The 17,640-nt window shown below is 56.3% G+C and carries 16 protein-coding genes; 10 read left to right on the top strand and 6 right to left on the bottom strand.

Annotated features, from left to right (window positions below; genetic code table 11):
- Positions 1-61 precede the first annotated feature (61 nt).
- Positions 62-628 (bottom strand): 5-formyltetrahydrofolate cyclo-ligase, encoded by a 567-nt coding sequence (locus tag ACR0L9_RS03265; RefSeq protein ID WP_480562395.1) that lies wholly within the window; start codon positions 626-628, stop codon positions 62-64.
- Complete coding sequence (mgtE, locus tag ACR0L9_RS03260; RefSeq protein WP_480894755.1) at positions 625-2,019, bottom strand: magnesium transporter; 1,395 nt, start codon at positions 2,017-2,019, stop codon at positions 625-627. The genes ACR0L9_RS03265 and mgtE overlap by 4 nt, the downstream gene beginning before the upstream one ends.
- Positions 2,020-2,157: 138 nt before the next feature.
- Between mgtE and guaD the strand changes: the two genes are divergently transcribed.
- A complete protein-coding gene (gene guaD, locus ACR0L9_RS03255; RefSeq protein ID WP_480894753.1) occupies positions 2,158-3,450 on the top strand; it encodes a guanine deaminase in 1,293 nt (430 codons plus the stop codon).
- 62 nt (positions 3,451-3,512) lie between these two features.
- Here the strand turns inward: guaD and ACR0L9_RS03250 are convergent, their stop codons facing one another.
- The 3 genes from ACR0L9_RS03250 to ACR0L9_RS03240 form a co-directional block, all read right to left on the bottom strand.
- Positions 3,513-4,847: an 8-oxoguanine deaminase gene (locus tag ACR0L9_RS03250; RefSeq protein ID WP_480894751.1), complete on the bottom strand. Its 1,335-nt coding sequence runs from the start codon at positions 4,845-4,847 to the stop codon at positions 3,513-3,515.
- Between the two features lie 114 nt (positions 4,848-4,961).
- On the bottom strand, positions 4,962-5,753 hold the full coding sequence (hisN, locus tag ACR0L9_RS03245) for a histidinol-phosphatase (protein ID WP_480894749.1): 792 nt from the start codon (positions 5,751-5,753) through the stop codon (positions 4,962-4,964).
- Between the two features lie 44 nt (positions 5,754-5,797).
- Positions 5,798-6,169 (bottom strand): helix-turn-helix domain-containing protein, encoded by a 372-nt coding sequence (locus ACR0L9_RS03240; RefSeq protein WP_170343628.1) that lies wholly within the window; start codon positions 6,167-6,169, stop codon positions 5,798-5,800.
- A 337-nt stretch (positions 6,170-6,506) separates the two neighbouring features.
- On the opposite strand from ACR0L9_RS03240, the gene ACR0L9_RS03235 reads away from it, so the two are divergent.
- Positions 6,507-7,475 carry an NADPH:quinone oxidoreductase family protein gene (locus tag ACR0L9_RS03235; protein WP_480586734.1) on the top strand — a complete coding sequence of 323 codons (969 nt, stop codon included), beginning with the start codon at positions 6,507-6,509 and terminating at the stop codon, positions 7,473-7,475.
- Here ACR0L9_RS03235 and ACR0L9_RS03230 read toward each other — a convergent pair.
- Complete coding sequence (locus tag ACR0L9_RS03230) at positions 7,459-8,337, bottom strand: LysR family transcriptional regulator (protein ID WP_170392200.1); 879 nt, start codon at positions 8,335-8,337, stop codon at positions 7,459-7,461. The genes ACR0L9_RS03235 and ACR0L9_RS03230 overlap by 17 nt on opposite strands.
- 127 nt (positions 8,338-8,464) lie before the next feature.
- Between ACR0L9_RS03230 and ACR0L9_RS03225 the strand changes: the two genes are divergently transcribed.
- From ACR0L9_RS03225 to ACR0L9_RS03190, 8 genes are all read left to right on the top strand, one after another.
- On the top strand, positions 8,465-8,683 hold the full coding sequence (locus tag ACR0L9_RS03225; RefSeq protein ID WP_480894746.1) for a DUF1127 domain-containing protein: 219 nt from the start codon (positions 8,465-8,467) through the stop codon (positions 8,681-8,683).
- A gap of 195 nt (positions 8,684-8,878) precedes the next feature.
- A complete protein-coding gene (locus ACR0L9_RS03220) occupies positions 8,879-9,616 on the top strand; it encodes a Bax inhibitor-1/YccA family protein (RefSeq protein WP_010441904.1) in 738 nt (245 codons plus the stop codon).
- 439 nt (positions 9,617-10,055) lie between these two features.
- Positions 10,056-11,216 carry a LacI family DNA-binding transcriptional regulator gene (locus ACR0L9_RS03215; protein WP_480544541.1) on the top strand — a complete coding sequence of 387 codons (1,161 nt, stop codon included), beginning with the start codon at positions 10,056-10,058 and terminating at the stop codon, positions 11,214-11,216.
- On the top strand, positions 11,213-12,568 hold the full coding sequence (locus ACR0L9_RS03210; protein ID WP_480894744.1) for an ABC transporter substrate-binding protein: 1,356 nt from the start codon (positions 11,213-11,215) through the stop codon (positions 12,566-12,568). The genes ACR0L9_RS03215 and ACR0L9_RS03210 overlap by 4 nt, the downstream gene beginning before the upstream one ends.
- Positions 12,569-12,625: 57 nt before the next feature.
- Positions 12,626-13,858 (top strand): carbohydrate ABC transporter permease, encoded by a 1,233-nt coding sequence (locus ACR0L9_RS03205; protein ID WP_480894742.1) that lies wholly within the window; start codon positions 12,626-12,628, stop codon positions 13,856-13,858.
- Positions 13,858-15,066 carry a carbohydrate ABC transporter permease gene (locus tag ACR0L9_RS03200; protein WP_170732961.1) on the top strand — a complete coding sequence of 403 codons (1,209 nt, stop codon included), beginning with the start codon at positions 13,858-13,860 and terminating at the stop codon, positions 15,064-15,066. The genes ACR0L9_RS03205 and ACR0L9_RS03200 overlap by 1 nt, the downstream gene beginning before the upstream one ends.
- Positions 15,067-15,071: 5 nt before the next feature.
- Positions 15,072-16,319 carry an MGH1-like glycoside hydrolase domain-containing protein gene (locus ACR0L9_RS03195; protein ID WP_480454165.1) on the top strand — a complete coding sequence of 416 codons (1,248 nt, stop codon included), beginning with the start codon at positions 15,072-15,074 and terminating at the stop codon, positions 16,317-16,319.
- Positions 16,319-17,374, top strand: a complete 1,056-nt coding sequence (locus ACR0L9_RS03190; RefSeq protein WP_170401600.1) for a sn-glycerol-3-phosphate ABC transporter ATP-binding protein UgpC — start codon at positions 16,319-16,321, stop codon at positions 17,372-17,374. The genes ACR0L9_RS03195 and ACR0L9_RS03190 overlap by 1 nt, the downstream gene beginning before the upstream one ends.
- Positions 17,375-17,640 lie beyond the last annotated feature (266 nt).

Genomic DNA, 17,640 nt, shown 5'->3' with positions numbered 1-17,640 from the left:
TCACTCAGCCTGAAGGCTGCCAATGTAAAGGAAATCGCGATCGCGCATAGCGAGGGATAACTTAGAAAGTTAGCACCCGGCTTTCAGTAATCACCATATCGAGTGGTTGATCAGTCGGCTCCAGCGGCAGGTGTTCGGCTTCCTGCGCATCAAAAGCAAATCCTATGGCAAGCGTCGGGCGCTTGGCGCGCAACCCTTCAAGCGTGCGATCATAGAAGCCGCCGCCATACCCCAAGCGACCACCCTGCGCATCAAAGGCAACCAGTGGCACGATCAGGATTTCCGGGTCGAAATAGTCATCGATCTCGGGAACTTTCGCGCCGAAGGGTCCATCTTTCAGCATGCCCTCAGGCGTCCATCGAGAGAAGCGCAAGGCCTGCCCTGCGGCCTGAATGACAGGCACGCCCACTGGGCCATATGCAGAAGCCTCGGCCATTGCAGGCAGCGGGTCGATTTCGGTGCGGATCGGCATATAGCCAGACATGGGAACACCGCGATGACCCGCCAGAACCTCGGACAAGCGCCCGGCCGCGCCAGGGATGCGCATATCAAACGCTACCTTGCGTCGCACGAATGCCGCCTTGCGCGCTGTGGCCTTGATTTCGGTCAGATCGGTTGTCTCGTTCACAGTAGCACCACGCTGGCAAGCCCCAGAAAGATGAAGAACCCCATGACATCCGTTGTCGTGGTCACAAAGGTTCCTGACGCCAGCGCCGGGTCAACACCCAGACGGTCCAGCACGACCGGTACTACCGTACCAGCAAAGCCCGCGATGATCATGTTCACGACCAGCGCAGATCCGATCACGACACCCAGCAGCGGGGAGTCGAACCACATCATCCCGACGGTTCCCAACACGATAGCGAAACACAGCCCGTTGAGCATTCCCACCAGCAGTTCTCGCCGGATCACGCGCCCTACGTTCGAGCCGGTCAGGTCGCGTGTTGCCAACGCCCGCACTGCAACGGTAAGTGATTGGGTCCCGGCATTGCCCCCCATCGAGGCGACGATCGGCATCAGGATCGCGAGCGCCACCAGTTGATCAATCGCAGCCTCAAACTGAGAAATCACCAGCGATCCGCAAATCGCGGTAACCAGATTGACACCAAGCCAAGGCAAGCGGCGCCTACTGGTTGCCGCTACACTATCGGACAGAGAGCTTTCGTCCGAGACGCCCGCAAGACGCAGCATATCTTCTTCGTATTCTTCGTCCAGGACCACCATCGCATCGTCGATGGTGATGACACCGACCAAACGACCGTCGCCATCCGCGACGGGAGCCGAAATCAGGTGATACTGATTGAACGCATAGGCTACGTCCTCTTCATCCTGTTCGACGGGGATGGTGTGGAATTCATCTTCGGCAATGTCCTGCAGCGGCACCTCGCGCCGGGTTGCCATCAACTTGCCCAGCGTGACCTGAGCAACCGGTTTCAATCGCGGGTCAACAAGTATGACGTGATAGAACTGTTCCGGCAAATCGTCGGTGGCACGCATGAAATCGATGGCCTGCCCCACGGTCCAGTGATCGGGCGCCATGACCACCTCGCGCTGCATAAGGCGGCCAGCAGAGTTTTCTGGATAAGATAGGGCTTGCTCTGCCGCGACGCGTTCGGAGTCTTCAAGCGCGCCCAGGATGGTTTCTTGCTGCGGCTCTTCAAGGTCTTCCAGAAGGTCAACAACGTCATCACTTTCCATATCCCGAACGGCTTCGGCCAGAACGTCCGGTTTCAGGACATTGATTACTTCTTCCCGAACTGACTCGTCGAGCTCCGACAGGATATCGCCGTCGAACTCTTTGTCATACAACCGGATCAGGCGCGCACGGTCGTAAGGATTGATCTGTTCCAGAAGGTCAGCGATATCGGCCGCGTGCAGCGGCTCCATCAGCTCAATCAGCTTGGCACGATCTTCGACATCAACCGCATAAAGGATGGCCGCAACGGTTCGCGGGTCCAGCGCATAGGCGTCCTCATCGCGGGGCTGATCGGGTCTGGCTTCGTCGTTGCCTGTCGTCATGCGCTGCCCCTCTTTCTTGTCGATTGCCCCTAGATAGAAGAAGCAGCTACCGGAAAACAATGACAATGGTCCAATTTACCCGCATCTTTCGCGCCCCTATGCTGGTTGGCGGTCCAAAACAGGCGGAGAACAGAACAAATGGCGCAAAAGACGCTTCTGAAGGGACGTGTGCTTAGCTTCAACGGATCACCGTTCGAAGGTGAGCCCACCGATGCGACCAAAATTCACCAAGCCGTCCTGATCGAAGATGGCCGCATCGCGGCACTGGGCCAGGCGTCCGACCTGTCTGACGCGCATCCCGAAGCCAACATTAAGGATTATGGCGATCAGCTGATCATGGCGGGATTTGTGGATTCTCATGTCCACTATCCGCAGACGGCAATGATCGCGAGCTGGGGAAAGCGGCTGATCGATTGGCTGAACAGCTACACGTTCCCTGAAGAGATGAAGTTTGACGACCCCGCCTATGCCGCTGAAATTGCAAACAGATATCTAGACCTAACCGCAGCCCATGGCACCACGACCATGTGCAGCTTTTGTACCATTCATCCAGAGAGTGTTGATGCCTTCTTTACCGCCGCGCAGGCGCGTGGGCAGCGGGTTGTCGCGGGTAAAACCTGCATGGATCGCAATGCGCCTGAGGGGCTGCGGGATACTGCACAAACCGGGTACGACCAGTCCAAAGCTCTGCTTGAAAAGTGGCATGGGGTTGATCGCATATCTTACGCCATCACTCCACGATTTTCGCCGACATCGACGCCAGAACAGCTGGAGGCGATGGGCGCGCTTTGGGCCGAGCATCCCGACTGCCTGATGCAAACCCATCTGAGCGAACAGACCGATGAGATCGAATGGGTCCGATCCCTGTTCCCCGACGCGCGCGACTATCTGGACACCTATGAGCAGTTTGGGCTGCTGGGTGGAAATGGCCTTTACGGGCACGTGATCCATCTGGAAGAGCGGGAGCGCGATCGTCTGCGCGAGGTAGATGCAGCTCTGATCCACTGCCCCACATCAAACACGTTTATCGGCTCTGGCCTGTTTGACATGAATGGTCTGATCCACTCAGGGCACCGCGTGGGCTTGGCCACCGACACCGGAGGCGGCTCAAGTTTTTCAATGCTGCGCACAATGGCTGCGGCCTATGAGATTGGTCAATTGCGGGGCCAACCCTTGCACCCGTCGCAATTGCTTTGGCTTGGAACGGTGGGATCGGCTCGTACCCTGCGGATGGATAACCGTATTGGCAACATCGCCGTGGGCATGGAGGCCGATCTGGCGGTGCTGAACCTCGCATCGACGCCTGCTATCGCCCAGCGCGAAGCTCATGCTGATGATCTTTGGGAAGCGGTGTTCCCGACCATTATGATGGGTGATGACCGTGCCGTAACCGATACCTGGATCGCCGGACGAGCTGTTTCTGGTCGATAGGAATGGGCCTATGGCCCATGCCTCCGGCGGAGGTATTTTTAGCCAGATGAAGAGCGGATCCGCTATTCTGCCAGCGCGCGTGCCAGACGATTCTGGGTTTCGATGACCCTTGGCAGGTCGATCGTGGCGATCTGGCTGTCACGAACAATCTGGCGTCCCTCGACAAAGAGGTGTTTGACACGCGTTGGTCCGGCCAGAAGGAGCGCAGCGGGGTCCCAACTGCCTGCACTTTCAATTCCTTGCACGTCCCAAATGGCAATATCAGCTCGTTTACCGGGCATAAGCCGGCCGCAATCGGGCCGATTCAACACATCCGCCCCGCCTCGGGTGGCGATCTCAAGCGCCTCACGGGCCGACATGGCGTCAGCGCCGTTTGCGACTCGTTGCAGCAGCATGGACTGGCGCGCCTCGGCCATCAGATTGCCGCTGTCGTTGCTGGCTGATCCATCCACACCCAACCCGACTGGCACGCCTTGATCACGCATTTTTCGGACTGGCGCGATACCTGAACCAAGACGACAATTGGAACATGGACAGTGCGCAACGCCGGTTCGGCTACGTGCGAACAGGTCAATCTCGGCGCCATCCAGCTTGACACAATGAGCGTGCCAGACATCCGAACCGGTCCAGCCTAATTCTTCGGCGTATTGGCCGGGTCTACATCCGAACTGATCTTGAGAATAGGCTATATCCTCATCGTTCTCCGCCAGATGGGTGTGCAGCATCACACCTTTGTCGCGCGCCAACAGCGCGGCATCACGCATCAAGTCTCGGCTAACCGAGAACGGCGAACATGGCGCCAAACCAACGCGACACATCGAACCCTCAGATGGGTCGTGATAGGCATCTACTACGCGGATCATATCCTCCAGAATAGCCCGCTCGGATTCGACCAGAGCATCAGGAGGCAGTCCACCATCACTTTCGCCAATGCTCATAGCCCCACGCGTGGGATGAAAACGCAGCCCCAGCTCTGACGCTGCATGGATCGTGTGTTCAAGCCGCGCGCCATTGGGATATAGGTAAAGGTGGTCAGAGCTAAGCGAGCAGCCGGACAGTGCCATCTCGGCCAATCCGATCTGGGCAGATATAAACATCTCGTCAGGACCAAAGCGGGACCAGATGGGATAGAGCGTTCGCAACCAACCAAACAGCAAAGCGTCCTGCCCGCCGGGAACCGCGCGGGTGAGCGTTTGGTAGAGATGGTGATGGGTGTTCACCAGACCGGGGGTCACAACACACCCAGTGGCATCATGTATTTCGCCATCGCTCGTAAGGCGCTGGCCAATCTGGGCAATCTTACCATCCCGAACCAGCAGATCAGCGCCTGCAAGCTCTTGCCGATCATCATCCATCGTCAGGATCATATCGGCGTTACGGATCAGAAATTCTGTCATTTTCGCACTCCCGCATACTGCCCGTCTCATGCATGGAGTGATGGGCTGGTGGAAAACGGGCGTAAGAACCAGCCGTGATCAGTTTAAAGTCGCAAAGAAGGGTCGGCAACCCGTTTAGTATTGCTTCAGAATTTCTAGCGCTGCCGCATGAATCTCAGTATTGGCTGCAGCGAGCGCACGCCCACCATTATGAGCCGGATTGCCCTGCCAATCCGTCACAATACCACCCGCGGCCTCGATCACCGCGATTGGGGCCTGGATATCGTAGGAATTCAATCCGGCCTCGACCACTAGATCGGTTTGACCTGCAGCGAGCAACGCGTAGGCATAACAATCCATCCCATAGCGTGTCAGCTTCGTTTTCTGAGAAACCGCCTTGAAGGCGGCGGCCTCGACCGCGCTGCCAACCTCCGGGAAGGTGGTGAAGATGATCGCCTGGTCCAGAGATCGAGTGTCACGCGTCCCAAGTTCGGTGCGTCCCAAAGGGCCTTTGACAAAGGCGTGCTCTTTATCTCCGATAAAACGTTCGCCGATATAGGGCTGATCGATCACACCAAGCTTCGGTCCAGTCTCATCGCTCAGGGCGATTAAGACACCCCATGTGGGCGTACCACTTATGAAACCGCGCGTGCCATCAATTGGGTCCAGCACCCAAACTCGTCCGCTTGTTCCCTCGGAATGACCGAACTCTTCCCCCAGGATACCGTCCTCAGGCCGGTGATCAGCCAGCACCCTACGCATTGCTTTTTCTGCTTCGCGATCAGCGGCTGTCACCGGATCAAAACCGGCATTGAGTTTGTTGTCTGTCTTCAGGTTAGATTGGCGGAAAAACGGAAGAATGGCCGCCCGCGCAGCGTCGGCCATTTCTTCGGCAATCTCTAGATCGCTTCGTAGGGTGTTTTGCATTGCTTACCCGTGCGCCCAACACCCCGCGAAGTCAAGCGCTTGTATCAGGCGACGTCGCTCAGCACGCGTGCCAGTTCAAACAGGCGGCGACGCTGGTTTTCCGGGATCGCATAATACGAGCGAACAAGATCAAGCGCTTCTTTATCACCCATCAAATCCGCAGGAACCGATTTCTTGTCTGCATCCGACTTCTGAGCCTCTTCAAGACCCTCGAAGAAAAAGCTGACTGGAACATCCAAAGCTTCGGCAATGTCCCACAAACGCGATGCGCTTATCCGGTTGGCCCCTGTTTCGTATTTTTGGATTTGTTGAAACTTGATACCAACTTGCTGCGCCAACTGCTGCTGAGTCATGCCAATCAGCCAGCGGCGATGCCGGACGCGTTTGCCCACATGGACATCGACGTGATGGGTCATTGGTAGTCTCCTTTACACAAACACCTGTCCGGGAAACCGCGACAGCAGCCATCGCCGCTTAGTTAGCGGGTCGCTGCTTAAGAACTCCCTAATTCGGATCGTGCCCCCCGAACAGCACCATAGTACAATATTGCCGCAATCCGTTATTTTTTCAAGCTGGTTGAATCAGAGAATTCGAACAGTGGTTTGTGGTTGTACGGCCAACATAGAGATTGATAGTTTCTAAATGGGAAACAGTTGATCCACCCTATTCAGTTTAACGCTGTGAAGATTGCGAATGGAATTGACAAACGGTCAAGCCAAACGGCCTATGGCGACAAAAGAGCGGAGACCAATGATGCAGGCATTTCGTATCGAGACCAAAGGGGCACCCGCTCAGCTATGCGAAACACGCGAAGCACCGCTGCAAGAGAACCAAGTTCGTATCGCAATCCGCGCCTGCGGCCTGAACTTTGCAGACCTTCTGATGCAGAAAGGAACGTATCAAGACACCCCCGAAGCACCGTTTACGCTGGGCATGGAGATTGCAGGGATTGTCACCGAAATTGGAAACAATGCTACGCATTTGAAGTTGGGCGATCGTGTTGCAGTCTATTCAGGTCAAGGCGGCCTGGCCGAATCAGGCGTTTTTGATGCGGACCGGGCAATTCCCCTTCCAGATTCCATGAGTTTCGAAGACGCGGCCGCGATCCAAATTGCCTATGGCACCAGCCATATTGCTCTTGCGCACCGGGCGCGACTGCAATCGGGCGAGACCCTACTGGTCACCGGTGCTGCCGGTGGCGTGGGATTGACCGCAGTTGAAATCGGAAAACTGATGGGGGCGACAGTCATCGCCCAAGCCCGCGGGCATGACAAATTGGCCGTGGCACAAAAAGCTGGTGCAGACCATTTGCTTGACGCAAGCGAAGACCTGCGCGACCGCGTTCTCGCTCTGGGTGGTGCTGACGTGGTCTACGATGCGATTGGTGGAGATGTCTTCAAGGCCGCCTTCCGCGCGACCAACCCGGAAGGCCGCTTGTTACCGATCGGATTTGCGGGAGGTGAGGTGCCCCAGATCCCGGCCAACCATCTATTGGTCAAGAACCTGACCGTGATCGGCGTATATATCGGCGGCTATCTGAATTTCAGACCCGAGATCGTGCGCGACAGCTTCAGCACGTTGTTCCGCTGGCATTCTGAGGGCCGGATAAAGCCTCATATCAGCCACGTCCTGCCCTTGCAGGATGCAGCAAAAGGTTTGGAACTGCTGCGCGATCGCAAATCCACTGGCAAGGTGGTGATCCGCATCAACTCGCCACTTTAAGCGGCTGCGCCGTTGGATGATTGAAATTTTGGCGCAGTAGGTTCGCAAGCTCTGATACGTATTCCTCACGTACCCGCTCGGCACCATAGAGGTTGATGAACTGCACAGGCAAATCCGGCAGAACCCCGGCATGGTCAATCAGTTCCTGATGGCTGGGCTGGGTGCCTTCCAGCAAAACTCCCACAGCCAGATCAGCGCTGACGGTGGCTTCAACGGTGCGGTCGGAATCGCTGTCGATGCTCATATCCCATTCGATTCCCGCATCATCCAGCGCCGCTGTCGCGACTGGGCGAAAAATGCAATTCCGGCAAAACCCCAGCCGCAAAGGCTTTTGGCGCCAGGCAGATCCGTTCAACGCGCCAACCCAACGCAAAGGCATATGGTGCAGGGTTTCGGCACCTTCGCCCGCACCCGATTCCGTAGTCACAATCAGATCGAAGCTTCCGCGTGCGAACTCTTCTTTCAAGTGCCGCGTGTTGGACGTTACCAAGTTCACGCTGACCCGGGGAAAGCTGGCATTGAAACGCTTCAACACCCGCGGGATGAACGGATGAACGACGTCATGCGGTACGCCTAGCACGACCTCGCCCTCAAACGCCTGATCCGTCAGCCGCCCGATTACCTCATCATTCAACGCAATCATCCGCCGCGCATAAGCCAGCAACTGCTCTCCGGACGCCGTTAGCGCGATGGTTCGGCCGGATCGATCCAGTAATTCCAGGCCCAAAAGCTCTTCCAGCCGTTTTAGCTGCATAGAGACCGCAGATTGCGTGAGGTGAAGAAATCCAGCGGCACGCGTCACGCCACCATGATCAGCAACAGCTACGAAAGACCGCAATGTAGTGATGTCCAAATTTCGCATGTTCAAGATTCCTTATGAGACTCGTCATAAACATTCATTTCCAAAATATGTCAGACTGCTCCATATAGATCAAGGAAATTGATTGAATCGCTAAGTTTCATCAAACAATCAGGAAAGGGCAATGATCATGACCCATATAGCCATCTCAACCCCTCGTCGCATCAAGCGTAAGGCAATTGGCGACCGGATACTTGACCTGTTTAACCTCGCTCGTCAGCGTCGCGAACTCGCCCAGCTTGATGATGATGCACTGAATGACATCGGCGTTTCACGCAAAGACGCGCGTAACGAAGCAGAGCGCCCGTTCTGGGACGCGCCCGACAGCTGGCACAAACATCTGTATTAATTCGAAAATACCGGCGGCTTGAGGGATTTGGCGACCAAGCCGCCGGTTTTTTGGCGACAGTTGCAAAAATTGCCGACAGTTTTGCTGAGTTTCAGGCTTAAAACCCTTGAAACGAGGGCCACACTCTCCGATATTTACCGGGAAACCGGCTCGCATCCGTGGGCTGCGAACAGAATATTGAAGGGAGACCCCTATATGGCACAATTCGACACGATCCGGACGGCGTCCGGCGCGCGCGCTGCCGAGATAGACGAGGGCCTGCGCGCCCATATGAACAAAGTCTACGGCACGATGTCCGTAGGCATGCTGATCACATTTGCCGTGGCATGGGCCGTGGGCTCGAGCCCGCAGCTGCTGTCGATCTTCCGTGATCCGGTCACGCTGAGCCCCAATATCCTGGGCTGGATTGTGATGTTTGCACCTTTGGCGATGGTGTTTGGCTTTGGCGCTGCGATCAACCGGCTGTCTGCATCTGGCGCACAGCTGTTTTTCTATGCATTTGCAGCCGTCATGGGCCTGTCGCTGAGCTGGATTTTCGTAGCATTCACCGGCATCTCGATCGCGCAGGTATTCCTGGTGACTTCGATCGCGTTTGCAGGTCTTTCGCTGTACGGTTATGTGACCAAGAAAGACCTGTCCGGCATGGGTACTTTCCTGATGATGGGCGTTATCGGCCTGATCGTCGCGATGGTTATCAACATCTTCCTGCAGTCGCCTGCGATCATGTTCGCAGTGTCGATCCTGGGTGTGCTGATCTTTGCCGGCCTGACCGCCTATGACACGCAGAAGATCAAAACCACCTATCTGCAGATGGCTCATGCTGGCGATCAGGAATGGCTTGGCAAAGCGGCAATCATGGGTGCATTGAACCTGTACCTGGACTTCATCAACATGTTCATGTTCCTGCTGCAACTACTGGGCAACAGAGAATAAAACTGCTTCCAACAGAATACAGAAAGCCCCGCTTAGCACTCCGCTAAGCGGGGCTTTTTTTATGTTGCTCTTCAAAAGCCCATACCAAGCCTTGGTGAATTCGCATGATGTTCCGACTAGTTTATTTTGCCTCCACAAATTTTACACGCCCTCATAGCCGGATAGTCGCCCGTATTTACGCATAGTCCTCATGCTCAATTCACCGATTCCCATCAAAGCTCCGCGAACAATGATCAGCCTGCAGTTACTGTAGCAGTCGGCAGTCAACCATGTTGGCGCAACCCTAATTTTGCACCACTCTGAAAGCCGCGTTTGCAAGTTTGCATATGCGTTCATCAGCGCCTTTCGCCATTGGAACGTTCGTGTACTTGGTCGATCCAATCAAAGAATTTCATAATTTTGATTGCCGAAACCGGTTTCGGAGAAAACAAATAGAAGAATGATGACGAATCCAAGTCTCCAGCAACCGCAGTCTCGCCCCCGGAGTCATTCTGGCCCCGGCAGGGTAAAACTGGATCAATTGGCCGATCATCTTGGGCTTTCTAAGAGCACGGTGTCCCGCGCCCTGAATGGATATACCGACATCTCGGAATCCACGAGAAAGCGCGTTGAAACCACGGCGCGAAAGATGGGCTATCGCCCACTCAGCCATGCGCAGGCGATACGAACCGGGCGGGTGCGCGCCATCGCCATGGTCATCAACAGCGAAGAACCAGACCGGCATAATCCATTTCTTCAGGACTTTCTGGCCGGAGCATGCGAAGCGGCGAGCGCATCCGACTGGACGATGACGATTTCTACGGCGAAGTCCGAAAAAGATATGCTTGATGTATTGGGGCGGCTTGTCGAAGAGCGCAAAGCCGATGGATTCATTCTGCCCCGGACCGAGGTCGACGATGCGAGGGTGAAATACCTGCAAGAGTTGAAGGTTCCCTTCATCATGTATGGCCGCACGGGGTATGGGCAGGCGGACTGGCAGGATGAGACATCCTGGTTCGACATTTCGGGTGAATCTGCAACCCGTGATGCGGTTGGTCGGCTCGTCGATTTTGGCCATACGCGTATCGGATATGTCGGTAGCGATCCGAAATTCAACTACAGCCATCTGCGCCGTGACGGTTATCTCGAAGGTCTCAAGATCGCGGGCTTGCTTGCCGATCCCGAGTTGATCCGGGAAGGTGCTCGTACGCGCGAGGAGGGTGCGGTTGAGGCACGCGCGCTTTTGACGCTGAATCACCCACCTACTGCAATAGTATTTGCAACGGATCTGGCTGCGCTGGGGTGTTACTCGGTCTGTACAGAACTGGGCCTCGAGGTCGGGCAAGATGTATCAATTCTGGGATATGACGGCATCCCTGAATGCCAATATGTCAGCCCTGGTCTAACCACGTTCAGCGTCGATTCTAAGCGGGCAGGAGAACGCCTTGCGACGATGCTGATCAGTCAGACTCGCGGTGAAGCGCCCGCAGATCTGCGTGAGATTGGTGAGGCCGTTCTGATCGAACGCAGTTCCGACGGGCCACCAAGCGTTACAGCCGAGGAACTGGCCCGAAAAATTCAACTTTCAAAAGATCATAACCGGGGAGGAAACCGACTATGAAACTTGCACCTTTAGCATCGCGAATGATGCTTGGAACATCGCTTGCGCTAGTATTGGCGACGACGTCAGCTCAGGCGGATACGATCCGCTTCTGGACCACCGAAGAACAGCCCGAGCGGCTGGCCAAGCAACAGGAAATGGCTGACCAGTTCAAGGCTGAAACCGGCACCACGGTCGAGGTTATCCCGGTCACCGAAAGTGATCTGGGCACACGCGCCACAGCAGCATTTGCCGCCGGAGACCTGCCAGATGTGGTCTATCATCCGCTGCAATATGCCCTGCCATGGGCTGAAGCGGGCATTCTGGACACCGAAGCCGCCACCGAAGTGATCGAAGAACTGGGCGCCGACACCTTCGCCCCCGGCGCGCTTGGTATGGCGGCGTTCAATGACGAAACCGCGTCGGTACCGGTCGATGGGTGGACCCAAATGGTTCTCTACCGCAAAGACCTGTTTGATGAAGCGGGCCTTGAGGCCCCGAACTCATTCGCCAACGTCGTTGCTGCGCTGGAGCAGTTGCACAACCCGCCCGAGATGTACGGTTTCGTTGCTGCAACCAAAGTTGATGAAAACTTCATGAGTCAGGTTTTGGAGCATGTGTTCCTCGCCAATGGCGTGACCCCTGTTGGCGCGGACGGATTCCAGCCGCTGGATGAAGCCAAGACCATAGAGGTATTGGATTTCTACAAGGCGATCTCGAAAGCCTCGCCCCCGGGTGAGCTATTCTGGAAACAATCGCGCGAGCTGTATTTTGATGGCAAAGCAGCGATGATCATCTGGTCGCCCTTCATCCTTGACGAACTGGCCGGTCTGCGCGACAGCGCCCCGCCGACGATCAACGATGATCCGACCTCACGCGATCTGGCCTCGAAGACTGGTATCGTCACTAACTTCTCGGGCCCATCGAACCCAGATGGCGCGGCTTGGGGTGACGTTCGTTACTTTGGCATTACCAACGACGCCGACACCGACGCGGCGATGGAGTTCGTGAAATTCGCCATGGATGACGGCTATACTCAAACACTGGCCATCGCACCCGAGGGCAAGTTCCCGGTCCGTCGCGGTAATGCTGACAACCCGACCGCGTTCTCGGAAGCATGGGCAGAGCTGCCTGTTGGCGTGGACCGCAAAGCCCCGTTGGGCGAGCTGTATGATCAGGCGATGATCGATGAGATCGTCGGCGGTCTGGACGTGGCGCAGCGCTGGGGCGTTGCTGAAGGCCAGCTGGCTTTGGCGTCCAAAATGATCAACAGCCAGGCAATTAACCGTGTCGTGCGCCAATATATCGACGATGAAATCGATGCCGCCGCTGCAGTGGCCGCAATGAACGACGAGCTCGCGAAGGTTCAGTAACCTTGTGACACATGCAGCGGCGATTACGCCGCTGCACCCAACCCTTCGAGGTATCCCATGTCTTCGGCCACCCCACCGACCGGAACCGGGGCGCTAGCCAAACGCGAGGCGCGTCTGGCCTGGACGCTGCTGGCTCCGACAGTGATCAGTGTATCGCTTGTGGTGATCCTGCCCTTGCTGGCGATCTTTTGGATCAGCTTCAAGCCCTTCACCCTGTCTGACCTTCGTCCGCCTGCACCTGTGGTGCGTGAAAGCTTGCGCGGATCTGGCGAGGATCTGCGGATTGAATACCGCGTCCGCAACTCAAGTCAGGACATCGCCGTTGTCGGCGTCACCCTGACAGATGTTCTACCGGACGGCGTGACGGCGCGCGAAGTTGCAAGTCCCTGTGGTCTGGACGGGCAAGACCTGTTCTGCGATTTCGGCACACTGGAAGGCGGTCAACGCGAACGCATCCGTATTCCGGTCACCTTGGACGGAGATCCGGACGCTTTCGAAGAGCTGCTCGAAGGATCAGAGCCCGGCGTGACCGGGAGCGGACCCAGCGTCCTGACCAACCTTGAATTCAGTCTGGAAAACTACGCCCGTGTCTTTGATGGAGACGAGTTCTGGGGCGTGCTGTGGGTTACGTTGTTCTACACCGTGGTCGGCACCATTGGAGCTTTGGTGATGGGCCTGTTTGCAGCCTTGTTGCTGAACAAAAGCTTCAAAGGACAAGGGTTCATACGCGGCCTCTATCTGTTCCCCTATGTGGCGCCGGTCATCGCTGTGGCCTTCACATGGGTCACCTTGTTCGACCCGTTCTCGGGTTCTGCCAACGCATTGTTGGTGCAGATGGGACTAAGCAGTGAACCGATCAACTTCTTCGGGGAACGCCCTTTGGCGCTGATCATGGTCACAGTGTTCGAGATCTGGCGCTATTTCCCGCTGTCCTTCCTGTTCATTCTGGCGAGGATGCAATCCATCGACTCTAGCATGTATGAAGCAGCGGATATGGATGGAGCCTCACCATTCCAGAAGTTCTGGCTGCTGAGCATCCCGCAACTGCTGGGCATCCTGTCGGTACTGTTCCTGCTGCGTTTCATTTGGACGTTCAACAAGTTCGACGACATCTTCCTGCTGACCGGCGGCAATGCCGGCACCCGTACTCTGACTGTAAATGTCTATGAACAGGCCTTTGCGGTTTCGAACATCGGCGCAGGCGCAGCGGTGGCCGTTGTGATCCTGATGTGCCTGATTGCCTTCAGCTTCGTCTTCTTCCGCTTCATCAGCCGTGAGGAGGGTTTGTGATGCGCAAAGGGTATATAACCGCCCCGATTCTAGGCGCGCTCTGGCTGGTGGTGATCGCCACAACAGTCGCCATCACCATGTCATTCTCGACCGGGGCTGCGTTCCGGCCACAGGTCTTGCTCTGCTTGATATGGGGGGCTGTTGCCGGTCTGGTGTATGTCCGCTTCCCGGCGCAACGCGCACCGGCCCGACTGGGTGTTTCCGCCTTGTTAGGCCTGTCTTGCCAGACCGGAGTCGGGCCTGTCCTGATCGGCTCTGACACATCCCTGCAGGCAATACTGGTCACCGTGGTAGCGATGGCAGTCGTGATGCACCTATCCGTTGCCGCAATCCTGAAAGAGACACCGTTCGGCGAGCTCACCCGCCACGAGTACGAAGAGGCCGTGATCCGGTTCTGCACGGGCTTTGGCTATATCTTCTTCACGGCGATCGTGATCATCCCGTTCTATGTGATGGTGATGACCAGCCTGAAGTCGCAACAGGCCCTGTTGCAGAACCCGCTGGATTTCTCGGTAGATCTATCACAAGGCACCGCGCTGTTTCGCAGCTATACCGAACTGTTTCGCGATTTCAACTTCGGCACCTATCTTTGGACCTCGCTCTACGTCTCGGTCCTGACGGTCTTTATCACCCTGCTGTTCAGCGTCCCCGGAGCCTATGCGGTGGCGCGGTTCCGTTTCTCGGGGCAAAAGGCGTTCTCACGCTCGATCCTGCTGATCTACATGGTGCCGATGATCGTCCTGGCGCTGCCGATCTATATCGCGTTCTCGCTGACCGGCTTGCGCAACTCGATACTTGGCATCGTGATGATCTACCCGGTCACGACGATCCCTGTCGCGCTGTACATGCTGCAAGGTTATTTCCGTGGCTTGCCGACTGAGGTGGAAGAGGCCGGTCTCATGGATGGGCTTTCGCGGCTGGCAGTGATTTGGAAGATTACGCTGCCGCTTAGCCTGCCTGCGCTGGCGTCGGTCTCGCTCTACGTCTTCATGATCGCTTGGAACGAGTTCCTGCTGGCCTTCATGCTGCTGGACGACCCTTCGAAATTTACCCTGACCCGAGGCGTCACGATGCTGAACTCCTCGGAAATTCCCCGACAGCATCTGATGGCCGGTGCGGTGATCGCCACCGTTCCGATCATGGCGCTGTTCCTGGGACTTGAACGTTTCATGACTAAGGGCCTGACTGCGGGGTCCGTCAAAGGATGACTGAGATGAACCAACATACAAACCCCGACCGCGAGGCGCGCAACATTCTGGTTGCCAATGATCGCGGCGGCTACACCATCCCGACCGAAGGGCTTTACCCCTATCAATGGAATTGGGACAGCGCGATTGCGGCGCTTGGTTTTGCCGAGTTCGACATTGATCGAGCATGGGTGGAACTTGAAACACTGTTCTCGGGCCAGTGGGATGATGGAATGGTGCCGCATATCCTGTTCCACAAACAGGATGACGGATATTACCCCGGCCCGGATGTCTGGGGTGGCCACGGGCCGATCCCGTCCTCAGGCATCATTCAGCCCCCGGTGGCTGCAACTGTGGCGCGGAAGATCTGGGAAAAAGATGGCGATGCAGGCGCGGACCGCGTTCGCGCGCTCTTCCCATCTCTGCTGGCGTGGCATCGCTGGATCATGAAATGGCGACTCGACGAACACGGCGCGGTCTGCACCACGCATCCGTGGGAAGCTGGTCGCGACAATGCACCGGACTGGGACAAAGCAATGGAGGGCGTAGATCCCACAGGTGTCGGAGACTACCAGCGTCGTGACACAAGCCACGTCAACAGTGCAGACCGACCGACCAAATACGACTATGACCGCTATATCAAATTGGTTCAGATCGGCTGCCAGGCCGACTGGGATCAACAGAAGTTGCTGAGCCTGAATCCCTTCCGAGTCGCAGATCCGACGATGACATTTATCGCTCTGCGCGCCGCACGCGATCTGCAGGAGATCAGCGAAAGGCTTGGAATTGATGCGGATGGACTAAGTAGCGACATTCAAAGGCTCGAAGCGGGCGCGCGATCTTTGTGGAACGAAACGCTGAGCTCGTTCGACTCGCGTGATGCGCTGACTGGTGATTGGGCCGGAAGCATCTCTAACGCGTCGTATCTTTGCTGGTTTGGGGGGCTTGATTCACAGCACATGCTGGAGCGCCTGCAGGCGACGCTTGCAAAAGTACCCTTTCCAGTTCCCAGCTATGACCCCGCGATGCCCAACTTCGACCAACGCAGGTACTGGAGGGGTCCCACTTGGGGGTTCATGAATATGCTGATCGGGTTTGGATTGGCGGATATGGGGCACCTGGAAGAAGCCGAGGCACTGCGCCAGAAAACGTCGCAGCTGATCGCAACGAACGGCTTCGCTGAATACTACGATCCACTGACCGGCAGCCCTGCCGGAGGGAATTCATTCACCTGGACAGCCGCAGTTTGGCTGCATTGGGCAGGGAGGAACTAATGGGCAGCATCGAACTAAAATCCGTCGAAAAGTGGTTTGGCTCGGCCCAGGTCATCAAAGGCGTTGACCTAATGATTGATGAAGGTGAATTCATCGTCTTCGTCGGTCCATCGGGCTGTGGAAAATCCACCCTGCTTCGCATGATCGGTGGGCTTGAAGATATCTCGCGCGGATCGCTACTAATCAACGGCAATGATGTCACGGATCACCCACCCTCCAAGCGGGGTCTGACGATGGTGTTCCAGTCCTATGCGCTTTATCCCCACTTGACAGTCGCCGAAAATATGGGGTTCTCACTTAAGGTCGCGGGTGTTCCGAAGGCCGAGATAGCAGAGCAGGTCAATAAAGCCGCCGAGGTTCTCAAGCTGGGACCTTTTCTGGAACGTCGCCCCAAGGACCTGTCCGGTGGACAGCGGCAGCGCGTTGCAATTGGTCGTTCTATCGTGCGCGACCCGACGGCGTTTCTGTTCGATGAACCGCTCTCGAATCTTGATGCAGCGCTTCGTGTCGAAATGCGTTACGAAATCGCGAAACTTCATCAGAACCTAAAGCGCACAATGATCTACGTGACGCACGATCAGGTTGAAGCGATGACATTGGCCGACCGCATCGTCGTGCTTGAGTACGGCAAGATCGCGCAAGTCGGCACACCCCGCGAACTTTACGAACGCCCTGCCAACCTGTTTGTCGCACAGTTCATTGGCAGCCCCAAAATGAACATATTGCCGTGCACGACTCAGAATGATGGCTACACTCTGGAACATGGCAGAGGCGGCGGCTTTGCACGCTCGGGTGTAGCAAGCAAACTCGGCATTCGCCCCGAACACATCGATGTTGTATCATCGGGCGATGGGCAATGTGATGGCATCATCGAGGTGATTGAGTATCTGGGGGCAGATACCTTTCTGATTGTGGATTGCGGCGCCGAAGAGAAGGTTACCGTGCGCCTGAATGGGGACACCGCTCTAAAGCCTGGGGCAAAGATCGGCCTGCATTTCCCCACCGACAAACTTCATTTCTTTGACGAGAATGGGCAGGCATTGGTAGAGCAATGAACGTGGCTTCCTATCAGTTGAGGTTAAACAGTTCTGCTGATCGGGGCTGAGTTTCACCACTGATTATTCTTTGGCGGTGAGGCGAAATAGAGAACACGCATAGCGCTTGCTTGGATGCCTACGGATGGCGGGGGCCTCTGAACTCGCGTGATCATCGTCCGGTGTGTCATATGGATTGAATGACCGCTGCTGGGTTTGGGCCCTTGTTCAGCGCCTCGTAAGACTTGCAGAAACTCTGAAACTAGAAAGCCCCCGCCAATGGCGGG

The sequence above is a fragment of the Ruegeria sp. I3 genome, from assembly GCF_056532525.1.
Note: the sequence above shows the minus strand (reverse complement) of the source record. Positions and strands in the feature narration are given on the sequence as shown.

Bases quoted from the DNA above. Each gene is read 5' to 3' on its own strand.
- mgtE (WP_480894755.1), bottom strand. From the start codon at position 2,019: ATGACGACAGGCAACGACGAAGCCAGACCCGATCAGCCCCGCGATGAG.
- guaD (WP_480894753.1), top strand. From the start codon at position 2,158: ATGGCGCAAAAGACGCTTCTGAAGGGACGTGTGCTTAGCTTCAACGGA.
- ACR0L9_RS03250 (WP_480894751.1), bottom strand. From the start codon at position 4,847: ATGACAGAATTTCTGATCCGTAACGCCGATATGATCCTGACGATGGAT.
- hisN (WP_480894749.1), bottom strand. From the start codon at position 5,753: ATGCAAAACACCCTACGAAGCGATCTAGAGATTGCCGAAGAAATGGCC.
- ACR0L9_RS03240 (WP_170343628.1), bottom strand. From the start codon at position 6,169: ATGACCCATCACGTCGATGTCCATGTGGGCAAACGCGTCCGGCATCGC.
- ACR0L9_RS03235 (WP_480586734.1), top strand. From the start codon at position 6,507: ATGCAGGCATTTCGTATCGAGACCAAAGGGGCACCCGCTCAGCTATGC.
- ACR0L9_RS03230 (WP_170392200.1), bottom strand. From the start codon at position 8,337: ATGCGAAATTTGGACATCACTACATTGCGGTCTTTCGTAGCTGTTGCT.
- ACR0L9_RS03225 (WP_480894746.1), top strand. From the start codon at position 8,465: ATGACCCATATAGCCATCTCAACCCCTCGTCGCATCAAGCGTAAGGCA.
- ACR0L9_RS03220 (WP_010441904.1), top strand. From the start codon at position 8,879: ATGGCACAATTCGACACGATCCGGACGGCGTCCGGCGCGCGCGCTGCC.
- ACR0L9_RS03215 (WP_480544541.1), top strand. From the start codon at position 10,056: ATGATGACGAATCCAAGTCTCCAGCAACCGCAGTCTCGCCCCCGGAGT.
- ACR0L9_RS03210 (WP_480894744.1), top strand. From the start codon at position 11,213: ATGAAACTTGCACCTTTAGCATCGCGAATGATGCTTGGAACATCGCTT.
- ACR0L9_RS03205 (WP_480894742.1), top strand. From the start codon at position 12,626: ATGTCTTCGGCCACCCCACCGACCGGAACCGGGGCGCTAGCCAAACGC.
- ACR0L9_RS03200 (WP_170732961.1), top strand. From the start codon at position 13,858: ATGCGCAAAGGGTATATAACCGCCCCGATTCTAGGCGCGCTCTGGCTG.
- ACR0L9_RS03195 (WP_480454165.1), top strand. From the start codon at position 15,072: ATGAACCAACATACAAACCCCGACCGCGAGGCGCGCAACATTCTGGTT.
- ACR0L9_RS03190 (WP_170401600.1), top strand. From the start codon at position 16,319: ATGGGCAGCATCGAACTAAAATCCGTCGAAAAGTGGTTTGGCTCGGCC.